General features: G+C 65.7%; 16 protein-coding genes. 6 read left to right on the forward strand and 10 right to left on the reverse strand.

Annotation, left to right across the window (positions count from 1 at the left end):
* Nucleotides 1-128: 128 nt before the first annotated feature.
* From tkt to OKW41_RS11655, 4 genes are all read right to left on the reverse strand, one after another.
* Nucleotides 129-2210, reverse strand: coding sequence for a transketolase (tkt, locus tag OKW41_RS11640; RefSeq protein WP_429572565.1), 2082 nt, complete (start codon nt 2208-2210; stop codon nt 129-131).
* A 265-nt stretch (nt 2211-2475) separates the two neighbouring features.
* Nucleotides 2476-3021 carry a cupin gene (locus OKW41_RS11645; RefSeq protein ID WP_429443610.1) on the reverse strand — a complete coding sequence of 182 codons (546 nt, stop codon included), beginning with the start codon at nt 3019-3021 and terminating at the stop codon, nt 2476-2478.
* Nucleotides 3022-3074: 53 nt separating this feature from the next.
* The gene (locus OKW41_RS11650) at nt 3075-3251 is read right to left on the reverse strand and encodes a hypothetical protein (RefSeq protein ID WP_429443611.1); all 177 of its coding nucleotides are present in this window, start codon (nt 3249-3251) and stop codon (nt 3075-3077) included.
* 61 nt (nt 3252-3312) lie between these two features.
* A complete protein-coding gene (locus OKW41_RS11655) occupies nt 3313-3639 on the reverse strand; it encodes a hypothetical protein (protein WP_429443612.1) in 327 nt (108 codons plus the stop codon).
* 196 nt (nt 3640-3835) lie between these two features.
* Between OKW41_RS11655 and OKW41_RS11660 the strand changes: the two genes are divergently transcribed.
* Nucleotides 3836-4072 (forward strand): hypothetical protein, encoded by a 237-nt coding sequence (locus tag OKW41_RS11660; RefSeq protein WP_429572566.1) that lies wholly within the window; start codon nt 3836-3838, stop codon nt 4070-4072.
* A gap of 47 nt (nt 4073-4119) precedes the next feature.
* Here the strand turns inward: OKW41_RS11660 and OKW41_RS11665 are convergent, their stop codons facing one another.
* Nucleotides 4120-4365, reverse strand: a complete 246-nt coding sequence (locus OKW41_RS11665; protein ID WP_090809892.1) for a DUF6723 family protein — start codon at nt 4363-4365, stop codon at nt 4120-4122.
* Between the two features lie 177 nt (nt 4366-4542).
* Here OKW41_RS11665 and OKW41_RS11670 point away from each other — a divergent pair, with 177 nt between their 5' ends.
* Nucleotides 4543-4911: a hypothetical protein gene (locus tag OKW41_RS11670; protein ID WP_429572567.1), complete on the forward strand. Its 369-nt coding sequence runs from the start codon at nt 4543-4545 to the stop codon at nt 4909-4911.
* On the opposite strand, the gene OKW41_RS11675 is transcribed toward OKW41_RS11670, so the two are convergent.
* Entirely contained in the window at nt 4828-5505 is a 678-nt protein-coding gene (locus tag OKW41_RS11675) for a MarC family protein (RefSeq protein WP_187619258.1), read from the reverse strand. The two genes, OKW41_RS11670 and OKW41_RS11675, sit on opposite strands and share 84 nt — an antisense overlap.
* 341 nt (nt 5506-5846) lie before the next feature.
* On the opposite strand from OKW41_RS11675, the gene OKW41_RS11680 reads away from it, so the two are divergent.
* The 3 genes from OKW41_RS11680 (at nt 5847) to OKW41_RS11690 (ending at nt 8347) form a co-directional block, all read left to right on the forward strand.
* On the forward strand, nt 5847-6062 hold the full coding sequence (locus tag OKW41_RS11680; protein ID WP_187628102.1) for a DUF3311 domain-containing protein: 216 nt from the start codon (nt 5847-5849) through the stop codon (nt 6060-6062).
* Nucleotides 6059-7534, forward strand: coding sequence for a sodium:solute symporter family protein (locus tag OKW41_RS11685; RefSeq protein ID WP_429572568.1), 1476 nt, complete (start codon nt 6059-6061; stop codon nt 7532-7534). Before OKW41_RS11680 ends, OKW41_RS11685 begins: the two co-directional genes overlap by 4 nt.
* 162 nt (nt 7535-7696) lie before the next feature.
* The gene (locus OKW41_RS11690) at nt 7697-8347 is read left to right on the forward strand and encodes a glutathione S-transferase family protein (protein ID WP_429572569.1); all 651 of its coding nucleotides are present in this window, start codon (nt 7697-7699) and stop codon (nt 8345-8347) included.
* A gap of 12 nt (nt 8348-8359) precedes the next feature.
* Here OKW41_RS11690 and OKW41_RS11695 read toward each other — a convergent pair whose 3' ends face one another.
* Nucleotides 8360-9556, reverse strand: coding sequence for a diguanylate cyclase domain-containing protein (locus OKW41_RS11695; protein ID WP_429443617.1), 1197 nt, complete (start codon nt 9554-9556; stop codon nt 8360-8362).
* The gene (locus OKW41_RS11700) at nt 9513-10280 is read right to left on the reverse strand and encodes a hypothetical protein (RefSeq protein ID WP_429572570.1); all 768 of its coding nucleotides are present in this window, start codon (nt 10278-10280) and stop codon (nt 9513-9515) included. Before OKW41_RS11700 ends, OKW41_RS11695 begins: the two co-directional genes overlap by 44 nt.
* 560 nt (nt 10281-10840) lie before the next feature.
* Here OKW41_RS11700 and OKW41_RS11705 point away from each other — a divergent pair.
* A complete protein-coding gene (locus OKW41_RS11705) occupies nt 10841-11908 on the forward strand; it encodes an FUSC family protein (protein WP_429443619.1) in 1068 nt (355 codons plus the stop codon).
* Nucleotides 11909-12115: 207 nt separating this feature from the next.
* Here OKW41_RS11705 and OKW41_RS11710 read toward each other — a convergent pair whose 3' ends face one another.
* Complete coding sequence (locus tag OKW41_RS11710; RefSeq protein WP_429573390.1) at nt 12116-12496, reverse strand: cupredoxin domain-containing protein; 381 nt, start codon at nt 12494-12496, stop codon at nt 12116-12118.
* Between the two features lie 36 nt (nt 12497-12532).
* Complete coding sequence (locus OKW41_RS11715; protein ID WP_429572571.1) at nt 12533-13477, reverse strand: metallophosphoesterase family protein; 945 nt, start codon at nt 13475-13477, stop codon at nt 12533-12535.
* Nucleotides 13478-13566 lie beyond the last annotated feature (89 nt).

Here is a 13566-nt window from a genome sequence, read left to right on the forward strand (position 1 = left end):
GGCCTCGCGACCGCGTAGGCCGGCAAGCGGCCGCAAACCGTGGCCGCACGCCTGATCGAAACGGATAGATCCCGCCGGCCCACCGCTTTTCGCATCAAGCGTTCACGACGTCGTCGAGTGTCGCACGCTCAAGTGCCCTTCCCCTTCTTCACCCGCTCGATCTGCTGCTTCGCCGCCTGATACACGACTTCCGGCGTGAAACCGAATTTCTTCTTCAGATCCGCGATCGGCGCCGACGCGCCGAACGTATGCATGACGACCTGCGCACCGAGCCGTCCTGTATACCGATCCCAGCCGAGCGACGCAGCCTGCTCGACCGCGACGCGCGCCTCGACGTCCGCGGGCAGCACCGACTCCTGATACGCGCTGTCCTCGCGCTCGAAGATGTCCCACGACGGCATCGACACGACGCGCGCCGCGATGCCCTCGCTCTTCAGCTTCTCGTACACGTCGGCGCAGATCGATAGCTCGCTGCCGGTCGCCATCAGGATCACCTCTGGCTTCTTGCCAGCGGGGGCGTCGGCGAGCACATACGCACCGCGCCTGACGCCGCTCGCGGGCGCATAGCGGCTCCGGTCGAGCGTCGGCAGCGGCTGGCGCGACAAGACGATGCACGCCGGCCGATGCGGCTGCGTCAGCGCAACGCGCCAGGCCTCGGCCGCTTCGTTCGCGTCGCCGGGACGCAGTACCGTCAGTCCGGGCACGCCGCGCAACGACGCGAGTTGCTCGATCGGCTGATGCGTCGGACCGTCTTCGCCGAGGCCGATCGAATCGTGCGTGAACACAAAGATGGCCGGCACTTCCATGATCGCGGACAGGCGGATCGGCGGCTTCATGTAGTCGCTGAAGATCAGGAACGTCGAGCCGTACGCGCGCAGATTCGATAGCGCAAGACCGTTGACCACCGCGCCCATCGCATGCTCGCGAATGCCGAAGTGCAGATTGCGGCCGGCATAGTGATCCGCCTGGAAGCTGCCGGCGCCTTCGAACTTCAAGTTGGTTTTCGTCGACGGCGACAGGTCCGCCGCGCCGCCGATCATCCACGGCACACGCGCGGCAATCGCATTGAGCACCTTGCCCGACGATTCGCGTGTCGCGATGCCCTTCGGGTCCGCGTTGAAGCTCGGGATGTCGCTGTCCCAGCCCTGCGGCAATTCGTGCGCCTCGATCTGCGCGAATTCGCGCGCGAGCTCCGCATACTGCTTTTTGTAGCTGTCGAACTTCGCCTGCCATTGTTCGCGCGCCGCCTTGCCGCGCGCGCCGATGCCCTGCGCGAAGCGCTCGTGCACGCCCTCGGGCACGTAGAAGAACTTGTCCTCGGGCCAGCCGTAGAACTTCTTGGCCAGCGCGACTTCCTCGACGCCGAGCGCTTCGCCATGCGCGGACGCGGTGTCCTGCTTGTTCGGCGCCCCCCAACCGATGACGCTGTGAACCACGATCAGCGTCGGCCGGTCGGTCACGCTCTTTGCTTCGACCAGCGCCTTTTCCAGCGCGGCGGTGTCGTTCGCATCGCCGACGTGCAGCGTGTGCCAGTTGTAGCCGTGAAAGCGGCTTGCCACGTCGTCGCTATACGCGAGGTCCGTATGGCCTTCGATCGTCACGCGGTTGCTGTCGTAAATCCAGATCAGGTTCGACAGCTTCAGATGGCCCGCGAGCGAGGCCGCTTCGTGCGAGATGCCTTCCATCATGTCGCCGTCGCCGCAAATCGCGTACACGCGGTAGTCGAACAGCGGCGCGTCCGCACGATTGAAGTGGCTCTCGTACCAGCGCGCGGCCATCGCCATGCCGACGCTATTGCCGAGCCCTTGCCCAAGCGGTCCCGTGGTGGTCTCGACGCCGGTCGTCATCCGGTACTCGGGGTGGCCCGGCGTATTGCTGTCGATCTGGCGGAAATGCTCGATGTCGTCGAGCGATACGGCCGGTGCGCCGGTCGGCTTGCCGTGTTCGTCGACGGCTTTCACGTTGGCCAGATGCAGCAGCGAATACAGCAGCATCGACGCATGCCCGGCCGACAGCACGAAGCGGTCGCGATCCGGCCACAGCGGCTGGTCAGGGTCGTAACGCAGATGGTGTTGCCACAGGTGATACGCGACCGGCGCGAGCGCCATCGGCGTGCCGGGGTGGCCGGAATTGGCTTTCTGCACGGCGTCCATCGACAGCGTGCGGATCGTGTTGATGCACAACTGATCGAGGGCGGAATCGTTTTGCATGGGACGCTCCTTGTTCGGCAATTCGGAAGACGGCCGACGCGCGCCGCGGAGCGCGCGGACGGATCGGCGCATCGTGTCGACATGGAATCGCGCGCGTCCGGGCATGTCGATAAGGACGCGAAGCCGCACGTGGAACCACCCACGTGCCAGCGTCACCGCCGAAAGCGCGCGGGAAAATCGCGGCGAAGCCCACCGATGATGCGCCTAACCGCGCAACTCTGCACGCCACGCCGGCGCAGGTCGGTTGCATCGCGAACGACGAAGTTCAGGCCGACTGCAGCCAAAACTCGATGACGGGACCATGCTTGCCGTCGATCGGATCGAGCGGCGGAAACGGCAACGCCAGCATCTCGGTGAGTTCCTGCGGCGTCAGCGCTTCGCGGCGAATGTCCCATTGCTGCCCGAACGGATAGCCCGCCACCACCTGAAAATGCCGCTCGAACGATTGCAGACAATGGCCGGTGCCGGCCGGCAGCAGCAGCACGTCGCCCGCGTGCACCGTCACCACGCGTCCGCCCGGCCCGCCGACGATCACCTGGGCGCTCGCGTCTGTCACGCCGAGCACCTCGTGCGCGGTCGCGTGAAAGTGATGGAAGTCGAAGATGCTGTTGCGCCACTGCGCGGGCCATGCATTGCGCTCGAAGAGGATTTCGAACGCGGCGGGCAGATTGCCGCTGCCGGGCGACAGCGCGCGCCGGTACAGCACGACCGGCAGCTTGCTGTTGTTCGGCACCCAGTCGTGCGGCTCCAGCATGAACGCTTCGTATTCGGTCTGCGCGGCGTCGAAGCCGTGCCTGGACTCGTTGAACATGGTTGCTCCTGGCTTGTGATGCGGTTGCCGCTAACCTGCGGACGAGCAGCCGGCTAGCCTCCGCCGATGCCCTGCAGCACCTTGCCCGTGCCGCCGCACACCGCGCAGCGAGCGCCCTCGACCTTGCCCGTTCCGTGGCAGGCGGTGCACAGGTCTTCGCCAGCGCCCGGTGTGTTGGGCGGCGCTTCGTCGCCCGGGTTCATCGATTCGGTTGGATGGTCCGGTTGCATGCGCTTTCTCCGGTTGGATGTTGACGGATTCGAGGCGCGGGCTGGCACGCAACGCGCAGCGTCATTGCTCGCCCGGCTGCTTGTGATGCGATTCGCGCCCGCCGCCGCCCGGCGGCTCGGCGTGCTCGCCGGTGCCGAGCGGCACTTCGGCGCCGTGGCGCGGCCGCTCGCTCGACCGTGGCGGATTGGTCGCTTTGTCCACGCCGGTCTGCACGACCGGTTCGATGCCGAGCGGACTCGGCTCGACGTAGTGCGTGCCGCTCGGCTTGTTGCGGGCTTTGACTTCGTCGGACATCGTGGGCGCGGCGCGGTTATCTGGCCTCGCGGACTGCTCGCCGCCTGGCGTCGCGCTCTGCTGCGGGGTGTCGGTCGATTGGGGATCTTGCATCGCGCCCTCCTCGTTTGTTCTGCCGTCGATTCGCGTCATCACGCGCCATCTCGAACGGGCATCTGGTTCATGCAGCAACATTCGAGCCCTGCCGGAGAAGTCCGCGCGCAGCGCAACAGGCACGGCCATTGCGATCTCGAAGGCGGTAGCACGGCACGTTCGCTTTGTAAAAAAGGCGCCCCCGAAGGAGAACCTCATGAGCATTACGACAATTCGCGTATCCGAAACCGAGGTGCAGGTCGAGCGCACGCTGTACACGTTCGCGCAAAAGAGCGACGCCGATGCGTTCCAGAACTGCCTCGTCGACGGTTCGGTCGACACCTGCTATCGCGATCGTCCGCCGCTGTCGGCGCGCCCCACCGTGCCCGACGAACATCCGGACGGTCCCGCGCGCGGCAGCACGATTTCGCCGTCGCTCGGCGGTCTGCCTTGATGGCTCTGCGCCTCTCACGGAAGCACTGCCAAACCGGCTGCGCCCGCTCAGCCTTCGGGCGCGGCACGATCGGCCGCGACGAGCTTGCGGCCGTACGCAATCGCGGCGCGGCGTGCTTCGTCGGCGGTCGCATAGGGGCCGATCTGCGGTGCGCCCTCGAACGGGAACAGAATCCGCCTGTCCGCTTTCCTCACAACCTTCAGTCCACCTATGTATCGGCCGTCGCCTGTTCCGTGATAGCTGGCGAAAATCTCGAAGTCGTCGTCGGCAACGTCGGCCTTGTGTCGCGCCATATGCGCTCCTCGTCCTGTGCTTTGCGTGGGCGATGTCCAATGTGAGCCGGGCGCGCGCGGTCATCGCGATGCGGCGCGCGTGCCGGGTTCCAGCAATTGACGTTCCACGCGAACGACATCCGTCGACATGCGGCACGAGCATTGCGCGTCTAAACGAAGACTATGGGGAGAGGACTGATGGATTTACCTGATATGAGCCGGCAAGCGCCCAGTGCAATCGGCACATTCGACCCGAACGCGCCAACCCACGCGCAATTTTCGTTGCAGTCGCTGCCGCTGCCGCTGCATCCGCATGCGCCGATGCCGCCCGAAGTCGACCCCGACATCGCGCCGAACACGCCGCCGCCGAAGATCGACCCCGATCCGATCCCGGACGATCCGGTCGACGTTCCGCACGAACCACCCGAAGGCGATCCACCTGCGGCGCCGCCGCCACAGCATGCATGGCGCCGGCATGCGGCGCTAGCCCGCCGGCGGGCGCATCGTCGCAATCGGAATCAGGAATTCGGACACGCCGGTCAGAATGATCTGCACGCCGATGCATAGCAGCAGGAACGCCGACACCCGCAACGCGACCTTGGTGCCCTCGACGCCGAGATAGCGCGCGAGGATCGTTGCGCGGCTGTAGATCAGATACACGCAGACGGCCACCGCGAACGTGATGGCGACCGACGCGATGCCCGACATCACGAACGCCGACAGCTTGTGCGTGCGATTCGCCGACAGCGCGATCGCGGTCGCGATCGAGCCGGGCCCAGTGGTCAGCGGCACGGTTAGAGGAAAGAACGCGCGCGATTTCGCGGTTTCGGCGTCGACGCGCTTGACTTCCGTCTGCTCGACCGCCGGCGTGTCCGGCGCATTGAGCATTTGCCAGCCGCCCACGGCAAGCGCGAGCCCGCCGCCGATGCGTAGCGCCTCCATCGAGATACCAAAGAAATGCAGGATCGGCGTGCCGATGAAGAATGCCACCAGCAGCACAACGGCGGCGTTGATCGCGATCTTGCGGGCGAGTACGGTGCGCTCGTCGAGGGTCAACGACGCGGTCCGGTCCAGAAACACAAACGCGCCGCTGAACGGATTGATGATGCTGATTAAGCCGATAAAGCCAAACATGATGTCCGAGATCAGACTTTCGACCATGTGCGTGTCCGTGTGTCTGCGTGTGCTCGCGCGAGTTCGCGCCTGGGCGCGCTGCCGGTCATGAACCCGGGCGGAATCGCGCGGTCCGGAAAATGCTGCAATGCTCGCAGATCATATCGCGGCGCGCCAGTCGGCCTGCAGAAAAGCCGCGCGACACCTTGCGCGCCACGGCGCGTCCCGCTTTGCACTGCAGCAATCCGGGCTGGAAAGATGCAATTGCAACGGTCGAAACGCTGACATTTATTTTGACCTGCTTTACGGGACCGAAGTATCCGGCATACAGTCCTCAGCGAAGCCGGAATATCAACGACACATCCCTACTGGTTCGAGGAGTTGTCCACATGCTGCTTCGTGTACTTGCCGCGTTGCCGTTCGTCGGCATCCTGGTCGGCGTTTCGTTTGTCAATCGCGTCGAGCCGATCGTGCTCGGCATGCCGTTCGTGCTGGCCTGGATCGTCATGTGGGTGGTGTTGAGCGCGATCATCATGGCGATCATCTACAACCTCGATCCGTCCAACCGACACGTCGTCGCCGATGGCGAGGAGGTTCGCCCATGAGCGCACTCGTCATCATCGCCGCCGTTACGCTATTCGCGCTGTTCCTCGGCGTGCGCGCAAGGCGCGGCCACGACATGAGCCTCGAGCAGTGGAGCGTGGGCGGCCGCAGCTTCGGCACCGCGTTCGTGTTCCTGCTGATGGCCGGCGAAATCTATACGACCTTCACGTTCCTCGGCGGCAGCGGCTTCGCGTACGGCAAGGGGGCGCCGGTCTACTACATCCTCGCGTACGGCACGCTCGCGTACATCCTGTCGTACTGGATGCTGCCGCCGATCTGGCGCTACGCGAAGACGCACCGCCTGGTCTCGCAGCCGCACTTCTTGACGCGCAAATACGAGAGCCCGGCGCTCGGCACGCTGGTCGCGCTGGTCGGGGTGGCCGCGCTGATCCCGTACCTGGTGCTGCAATTGAAGGGCCTCGGCATCATCGTCGCGACCGCGTCGTACGGTGCGATCTCGTCGACGGCGGCGATCTGGATCGGCGCGATCGTCGTGACCTCTTACGTGATCGTGTCGGGCGTGCGCGGCTCCGCCTGGAACTCGGTGGCCAAGGATCTGCTGATTCTCGCGATCGTGCTGTTCCTCGGCATCTATCTGCCGCTGCATTACTACGGCGGCTTCGGCGAGATGTTCCGCACGATCGACGCCGCCCGTCCCGGCTTCCTGACTTTCCCGGCGCGCGGTTCGAGCGTCGTGTGGTTCCAGTCGACGGTGCTGCTGACCGCGCTCGGCTTCTTCATGTGGCCGCACACGTTCGGTTCGATCTTCACGGCGAGGGACGAGCGAATTTTCCGCCGCAATGCCGCGATTCTGCCGCTCTATCAGCTGATCCTGCTGTTCGTGTTCTTCGTCGGCTTCGCGGCGACGCTGCGCGTGCCGGGCCTGAAGGGCGCCGACATCGACCTGTCGTTGTTCCGCCTGTCGCTGCAGACGTTCGATCCGTGGTTCGTCGGCGTGATCGGCGCGGCCGGTATCCTGACCGCGCTGGTGCCGGGCTCGATGATCCTGACTTCGGCGTCGACGCTGCTCGCCAACGACGTGTATCGCGGCATGGTGAACCGCAACGCGTCGGATGCGTCGGTCGCGGTGATCGCGCGCTTCCTCGTACCGGTCGTGGCGCTGGTCGCGGTCGCCTTCACGCTGAACGGCGGCGAAACCATCGTCGCGCTTCTGCTGATGGGCTACAGCTTCGTCACGCAATTGTTCCCGGCCGTGCTCTGCAGCCTGTTCCCGCACAACCGCGCGACCAGGCAAGGCGCGTTCTGCGGCATCGTCGCGGGTGTCGCGGTGGTCACGCTGACCACGACGCTGCACTGGAGCGTCGGTCAACTGATGCCGTTCCTGCCCGATGCGCTAAAGGACGTCAACATCGGCTTCCTTGCGCTCGCGGTGAACGTGATCGTGTTCGTGATCGTCAGCGCGGTGACGCAGCCGAGCGCAGCCGAGCAGGAGAAGCACGCGTCGGCGCATTGAAAGAGCTGGCCGCGGGCGTGATTCGAGGCTTGCTGTTTCGACCGCCCGCATTTGCGTACGCTGGCGCCTGACGCATCTGAAGGGGCTGTTCGTTTCGGCGACAGCCCCTTATTCTTTCTGTTCACGGCTCGACCGCGCTCTCGACGATCCACGGAACCCCGAATGTCCTACGTTCTCTACTACTCGCCCGGCGCGGCCAGCATGCCCGTGCACTGGATGCTGCTCGAAATGGGCGTGCCGTTCGAAGCGCGCCTCGTCGATATCGACGCGGGCCAGCAGCGCGATCCCGAGTATCTGCGTCTGAATCCGGCCGGGCGCGTGCCCACGCTGGTCGTCGATGGCGTGCCGCGGCATGAATCGGCCGCGCTGCTGATGCTGCTCGCCGAGCGCCACGCCGAGGCCGACCTCGCGCCCGCGCCCGGCTCGGCCGGACGCGCGGAATGGCTGGAATGGATGATCTACCTCGCGAATACGCTGCTGCCCGCGATGCGCGACTGGTTCTACGCCGGCAGCGACGGCGACCCCGCGGGCGCCGAGGCGGTGCGCGCGCTCGCGCAACGCCGCATCGAAGAAGCGTGTGCGCGGCTCGACAGGCATTTCGCCGACGGCCACGCATACCTCGCGGGCGGCAAGCTCAGCACCGCCGATCTGCTCGCACTCGTGCTGATGCGCTGGACCCGCAACATGCCCCACCCCGCGACGGTGGGCTGGCCGCATCTCGCGAGCTATATCCGCAGGTTGCGCGCACGGCCGGCGTTCATCGAACTCAACGAGCGCGAAAAGCTGACGGAGTGGCGCAACGAAGGCCAGTGACGTTCAGGCGGTTCACAACGTCGCTTCCCTGCCCGTCTGCGCCGCGAACGCGAAGCCGTTCTTGCCGTCGCGCTTGACCTGATACATCGCGGCATCGGCGGCGGCGACCAGACGGCGGTGATCGTCGACGTCGTCGGGATAACTCGCGATGCCCACGCTCGCGCGCACGCCGCCGATTCCCATCTGTTCGTCGGTGTCGACCACGCAGGCCATCAGCCGGCGCGCGATCTCGGCGAGCTCGTCATCGCCCGCAAAGGTGCGCACCAACACCGCGAACTCGTCGCCGCCGATGCGCGCGACCAGATCGCCTTTGCGCACCGAGGCGCGAAACCGGGCGGATACCGCGGCGAGGAATTCGTCGCCGGTGCGATGCCCGAACGAATCGTTGACCTGCTTGAAGCCATCGAGATCGATATACAGCACCGCGAGGCGCTGCTCGTGGACCGCGATCCGCGCGGTCCTTGCGGCGGCGTCGAGCGCGGCCAGCAGCTTGCGGCGGTTCGACAGGCCGGTCAGCGAATCGTGCAGCGACGCCAGCTCGAACTCGTGCGACTGCCCCGCGAGCTGCCGGGTGCGCTTCGCGTACATGCCGAGCGCCGTGATCAGCATGCAGAACAGCAGCGCGGCGAGCGCGATCAACGTGCGCGCGACGTGCGCGACGCGCAGCCGCACGTCGGCGCTCGACGCGTCGCGTTGCGCGCGCCAGTAGGCCGACACGCTGCCGAGCGCCGCCGCGACGGCTTCGGGCGTTGGCTGCGCCGTGGACATCGCCGGAATGGGCGGCGCCGGCGACGGACTCGCGTTGACGAGCGCCGCAAGCGACGCGAAACGCCCCGCGAGTTCGGCGCGCGCCGCGTCATAGGCCGGCACGAACGACGCGTCGTGACTCGCCGGGGTGTCGGCCATACGCTGCCACGCGGCCAACTGCTCGCGCGCGCTGTCGACGCGCCCGGCGGCTTCGAGCACGAGGCCCGCGTACTCCTGCTTCAACTGATCGGAAAACACCGTGCGGATCTGCATCGCCACATACAGCAGGCCGAACAGCAGACACAACAGCGCGGCCACGCCGACGCTCGCAGGCCCCGGCCGGAAGCGCCACACCGGCACGCGCGCGCGTGCGGCGCCGCGCAGCCCTGCTCGCCCCGCTGGTCCGACGACCGCGTGCTCAGGGATGGGAGTAGGTATCTTGTTGCTGTCGGCCGTTGTCATGTTGACGATAGCTCACGCGTCGAAAGAACTGTCCGATCCGCGCAAACAGACCGCCCTTGTGCTGCGACGACGCGCGCCGCTCCTGCTGTGCGAGCCGCGTTTCTTTCGCGTCGTGACCGGCCGCGGGCTTCGCGGTGGAATTGGCGGCATTGGCGACGTGCCGCGTGTAGCCCGGCGGTGGCGTGGGAACGATGGGCGCTGTGGGTGGGTTGGCCGACATATCCGCCGACATATCCGCCGAGGTATCGACCGGCGTATCGGCCAGCGTGGCGGTGAGATTCGGGTCAGGCGTACTCGGGTGGATCTGCCCGGACCACACGGCCGGGTTGGTGTCCTCGAAGCCGCCGTTCGCGCCGGCCGCTTCGAGCGCGACCTCTGGCGTGGCGGGCGGCCTGGCTGAGGGCATGGCGAAGGGCGCGGCGGCCTCCTCCGGCGCGTGCGCGACGGCCACCGTCGGCACCCGGGCCGATGCCGATGAGCCGAGCGCCTGGCGCGCGCCCGCAATGGCATCCGCGTACGTCTGCTGATCCTGGTTGAACCAGACGCCGTAGGCGACGGTGCCCATCACACCGAAGGTCAGCGCGCCGGCCGCCGCGAGGCACAGGGCAAGGCGGCCGAAGCGCGGGGGCGGCACGCCCGATTCGTCCGGGCCGTCGGGTTCGAAGGAGGACCGGCCGTCCGTTGTGGAATGACGCAAGTCGATATCGTCGGGATCGGTAGCCATCGCAATACGCTCCGGGTATGCCACTTTCTGCTGACAAGCTGGCGCGCTGACGAGCCGGCGCGTAAACCGAGCTCGCGGGCTGCCGCTGCACGCAATGCTCAATGAATGTAATCCTGTCGCAGACGGCCGACAACACAGCAGCGTTGCGTTTCCGCCTCGCTTTGGTGGTGCCGCCAGATGCCCGGTGAGTTGGCAAAAAAGCGTGCAAAGCCGGTAAAAACTCCAACCCGGCAAAGAGCCCGACAGCCAGCCGTGCGCCTGCCGTAGGCCGCTACGCCCGATGCGACGCGGATTCTGCGAAACGCGCCAACGCGGTCGCCGTTTCGCATGCAACAACCGGGCCTGGCGGCGAACGCGCGCGCGACGCCGAAACCGCCGCTTGAAACCGCGTTGGACTGCGCGCGCCGCGCGCCTCGAGCAGCATTCCGCGAACTGCTACCGTGCGAATTCCCGAAGCCGTCCGCGCCGGATGGTAGGGTCACGTGCGCGCATGGCGCGAACGCCGCGCCGTGCCCGGCCCAACGGTGCCCGGCCCAACGTCATCGGTCAGCATAAAAATCATGTCGAACAGGTATCAGCACCAACCACTCACGCCGTTGAGCCGCGCGCTTGCGCGCTTTTCTCTGTCGGAAACCGCCAAGTACACGAAGCTGACGCTCGGCCTGTGGATCGGTTTCGGCATCCCATACCTGCTCGGCTTTCCCGACGCGGCCGTGCCGCTCGCGGGTTCGACGATGCTGACGCTGGCGCTCGGTAGCTCGATTTCGGCGGCTCGAAGCTACTTCTACAAGCGGGTGTTTTCGAACGTGGTGGCGATGCCGCTCGGCACGCTGCTGATCTGGCTGACCGCGCCGCACCTGTGGATGGGCGCGGCGCTGCTGCCGGTCGTGATCTTCAGCATCGTCGCGCTGCGGCCGTCGCTGTTCCAGATGACCAGCATCACGGTGCCGATCACGCTCGTGCTCTACACCGGCGAACATCTTCCGCTGCTCGAACAGCGCCTGATTGGCGTGGTACTCGGCATGTTGCTCGGCTTCGTCATCCAGCAGATCGCGTTTCCGCCCGATCACGGCTACTGGGCGAACACGCTCGTCAACGACGGCAATGAACAGGCCACCGATGTCGTCGCGCAACTGGCCGCGGGCCAGCTCGACAAAGCGCAGATCAAGCCGGCGGCCTCGAGGCTGCGCACGCTGAGCACGAACCTGAAGCAGGCGCACCTGCTGCTGAAGACCGACCTCGAGCAGGCGTGGGTGTCGCCACATCTGAAGCGCAACGCGGCACGGCTGCCGGTGTTCGCGAGCTATCAGGAGACCTTCGATTCGCTGGTCAATTTTCTTGAAACGATGGACACGTTTCACGATCAGTTCGCCGCGCTCGACGCCGCGTGGCGCGAAATGTTTCTCGCGCGGCTCGCGCGGCTCGTCAACGCGCACCGGCAACTGGCCGAGGCGGCGGACCTGCGCGTCGAGCGTCCGCCGCTCGACGCGCCGCCGCTGCATATGGAGGACCTGCGTCAGCTGACCGAGGACCTGCCCGCGTCGGACGTGTTTACGAGCGTGTACCTCGGGCATCTGACCGGCTATGGGATTCTGCTGTGCCGGTTGAGCGAGCTGCATACCGCGTAAGCGACGTTCCGCACGGAACTACCAGGACCGCAACACGATGCACGATGGACAACTTCCAGTCGCGCACTACCTGTGTTGACAGTTTTCCACGATGTTCCAGGGTGCAGGAATTCGTCGTGCGGTGCCTTCCCGTGCCGGCCAAGCCTTGTTGAGTTCGGAGCAAAATCCGAACTGCCCTTGCTGAGCAAGGGCTTGGCGGCAATTGGATCATTGCACGGTAATGGTCGCCTTCATGTTCGGATGGATGCCGCAAAAGATCTTGTACACGCCCGGTTTATCGAATTTGAACTGATAGGTGTCGTCCTGATCGAGCGCGCCCGAGCGGAACAGGCCCGCGTCGTTGACCACGGTGTGCGGCTCGCCGTCGAGATTCTTCCATGTGACCGTCGTGCCCGCCTTGATGGTCAGTTCCATCGGCGAGAACATGAAGTTCTTGATGACGATCGCGTTAGGCGTCGACGCGACGGTCTGTTTCTGCACCTGCATCGGCATCGTCGTTTGCGCAAAACCGAGCCCCGCCGACACCGCCAGAATCGCGACACTGCCGAGCAGAATCGCGAGCGCGCGGCCCATCATATTGGTTAGCATCATTGATCTCCTCGAGCGTAAAAGTAGCGCGTGTCGTCAGGCGAGCGTTGTGTCGTCGAGCGTCGCCTTCAGCGGATGACGCGCGATGCTGACGCTCGTCACGCCGAGCATCTTCGGCAGCTGGTCGCTCGCGACCTTCAGCGGCCCAGGGCCATCGCCCTGGCCGGCGGTCGGCTGCGGATAGGCGGTCGAGCGCGCGGTATGGAACGTCACGTTGCCCTCGACCTTCGTCACGATCTGATGAATGTGGCCGTTCAACACCGTCACGGAACCGAAGCGCTTCAGATAGCTCATCGCCTGTCCCGCGTCGCCCGTGCCCCAGCCCCACGGCTCGTAGATGGTCCACATCGGCATGTGCGCGAACACCACGACCGGGGTGCTCGAAGAGCGGCCTTTCAGATCGTTTTCGAGCCATTCGAGCTGCTCGTCGCCGAGACCGCCGAGGCCGTTCGGCTTGAAATGCATCACGTTGACGAGCCCGACGAAATGCACGCCCTGGTGATCGAAGCTGTAATAGCCACGGTTATCCGAAGCCTTGCCGAAGCGGCTGAAGTACTCCGTGCCGGGGCCGTCGGTGACGTCATGCTCGCCGGGGACCGTGTGCAGCTCGGTGATCTTCAGTCCCGACATCAGCTGCGCGGCCAGATCGAATTCCGCGGGCTTCGACAGATGCGTGATGTCGCCGGTGTGAATCGCGAGCGGCGGACGCGCCGGCATCGCGTTGATGTAATCGATCGTCTGTTTCAGCGTGCCCGCGACGTCGGGATTCGCCTCCTTGTTGAAGCCGATATGCGTGTCGCTGATCTGCAGGAAAAGCGGCGTGCCAGCCGCTGGCGTCGCGGTGTTCGCGTCGGCCGCGAGCGCAAGTTCGACCGGCGTCAGCACGCCGCCCGACAACATGAACACGGTGCCGAGGCCGCCGAACGCAAGACACTTCAGCGCGCCGCGACGCGCCGGATCGAATGAATGATGTGACGACATGATGACCTCACGATAGGGATTCGCCGAACCGAACCCGGTTCGTGAGGCATGACTGGCTTGTGGCGGGTTTTATTCCCGTGTCGTGCGGC

It is taken from the genome of Paraburkholderia sp. UCT70 (assembly GCF_050434085.1).
Classification (GTDB): Bacteria; Pseudomonadota; Gammaproteobacteria; order Burkholderiales; family Burkholderiaceae; genus Paraburkholderia; species Paraburkholderia tuberum.

Bases quoted from the DNA above. Each gene is read 5' to 3' on its own strand.
- tkt (WP_429572565.1), bottom strand. From the start codon at position 2,210: ATGCAAAACGATTCCGCCCTCGATCAGTTGTGCATCAACACGATCCGC.
- OKW41_RS11645 (WP_429443610.1), bottom strand. From the start codon at position 3,021: ATGTTCAACGAGTCCAGGCACGGCTTCGACGCCGCGCAGACCGAATAC.
- OKW41_RS11650 (WP_429443611.1), bottom strand. From the start codon at position 3,251: ATGCAACCGGACCATCCAACCGAATCGATGAACCCGGGCGACGAAGCG.
- OKW41_RS11655 (WP_429443612.1), bottom strand. From the start codon at position 3,639: ATGCAAGATCCCCAATCGACCGACACCCCGCAGCAGAGCGCGACGCCA.
- OKW41_RS11660 (WP_429572566.1), top strand. From the start codon at position 3,836: ATGAGCATTACGACAATTCGCGTATCCGAAACCGAGGTGCAGGTCGAG.
- OKW41_RS11665 (WP_090809892.1), bottom strand. From the start codon at position 4,365: ATGGCGCGACACAAGGCCGACGTTGCCGACGACGACTTCGAGATTTTC.
- OKW41_RS11670 (WP_429572567.1), top strand. From the start codon at position 4,543: ATGGATTTACCTGATATGAGCCGGCAAGCGCCCAGTGCAATCGGCACA.
- OKW41_RS11675 (WP_187619258.1), bottom strand. From the start codon at position 5,505: ATGGTCGAAAGTCTGATCTCGGACATCATGTTTGGCTTTATCGGCTTA.
- OKW41_RS11680 (WP_187628102.1), top strand. From the start codon at position 5,847: ATGCTGCTTCGTGTACTTGCCGCGTTGCCGTTCGTCGGCATCCTGGTC.
- OKW41_RS11685 (WP_429572568.1), top strand. From the start codon at position 6,059: ATGAGCGCACTCGTCATCATCGCCGCCGTTACGCTATTCGCGCTGTTC.
- OKW41_RS11690 (WP_429572569.1), top strand. From the start codon at position 7,697: ATGTCCTACGTTCTCTACTACTCGCCCGGCGCGGCCAGCATGCCCGTG.
- OKW41_RS11695 (WP_429443617.1), bottom strand. From the start codon at position 9,556: ATGACAACGGCCGACAGCAACAAGATACCTACTCCCATCCCTGAGCAC.
- OKW41_RS11700 (WP_429572570.1), bottom strand. From the start codon at position 10,280: ATGGCTACCGATCCCGACGATATCGACTTGCGTCATTCCACAACGGAC.
- OKW41_RS11705 (WP_429443619.1), top strand. From the start codon at position 10,841: ATGTCGAACAGGTATCAGCACCAACCACTCACGCCGTTGAGCCGCGCG.
- OKW41_RS11710 (WP_429573390.1), bottom strand. From the start codon at position 12,496: ATGCTAACCAATATGATGGGCCGCGCGCTCGCGATTCTGCTCGGCAGT.
- OKW41_RS11715 (WP_429572571.1), bottom strand. From the start codon at position 13,477: ATGTCGTCACATCATTCATTCGATCCGGCGCGTCGCGGCGCGCTGAAG.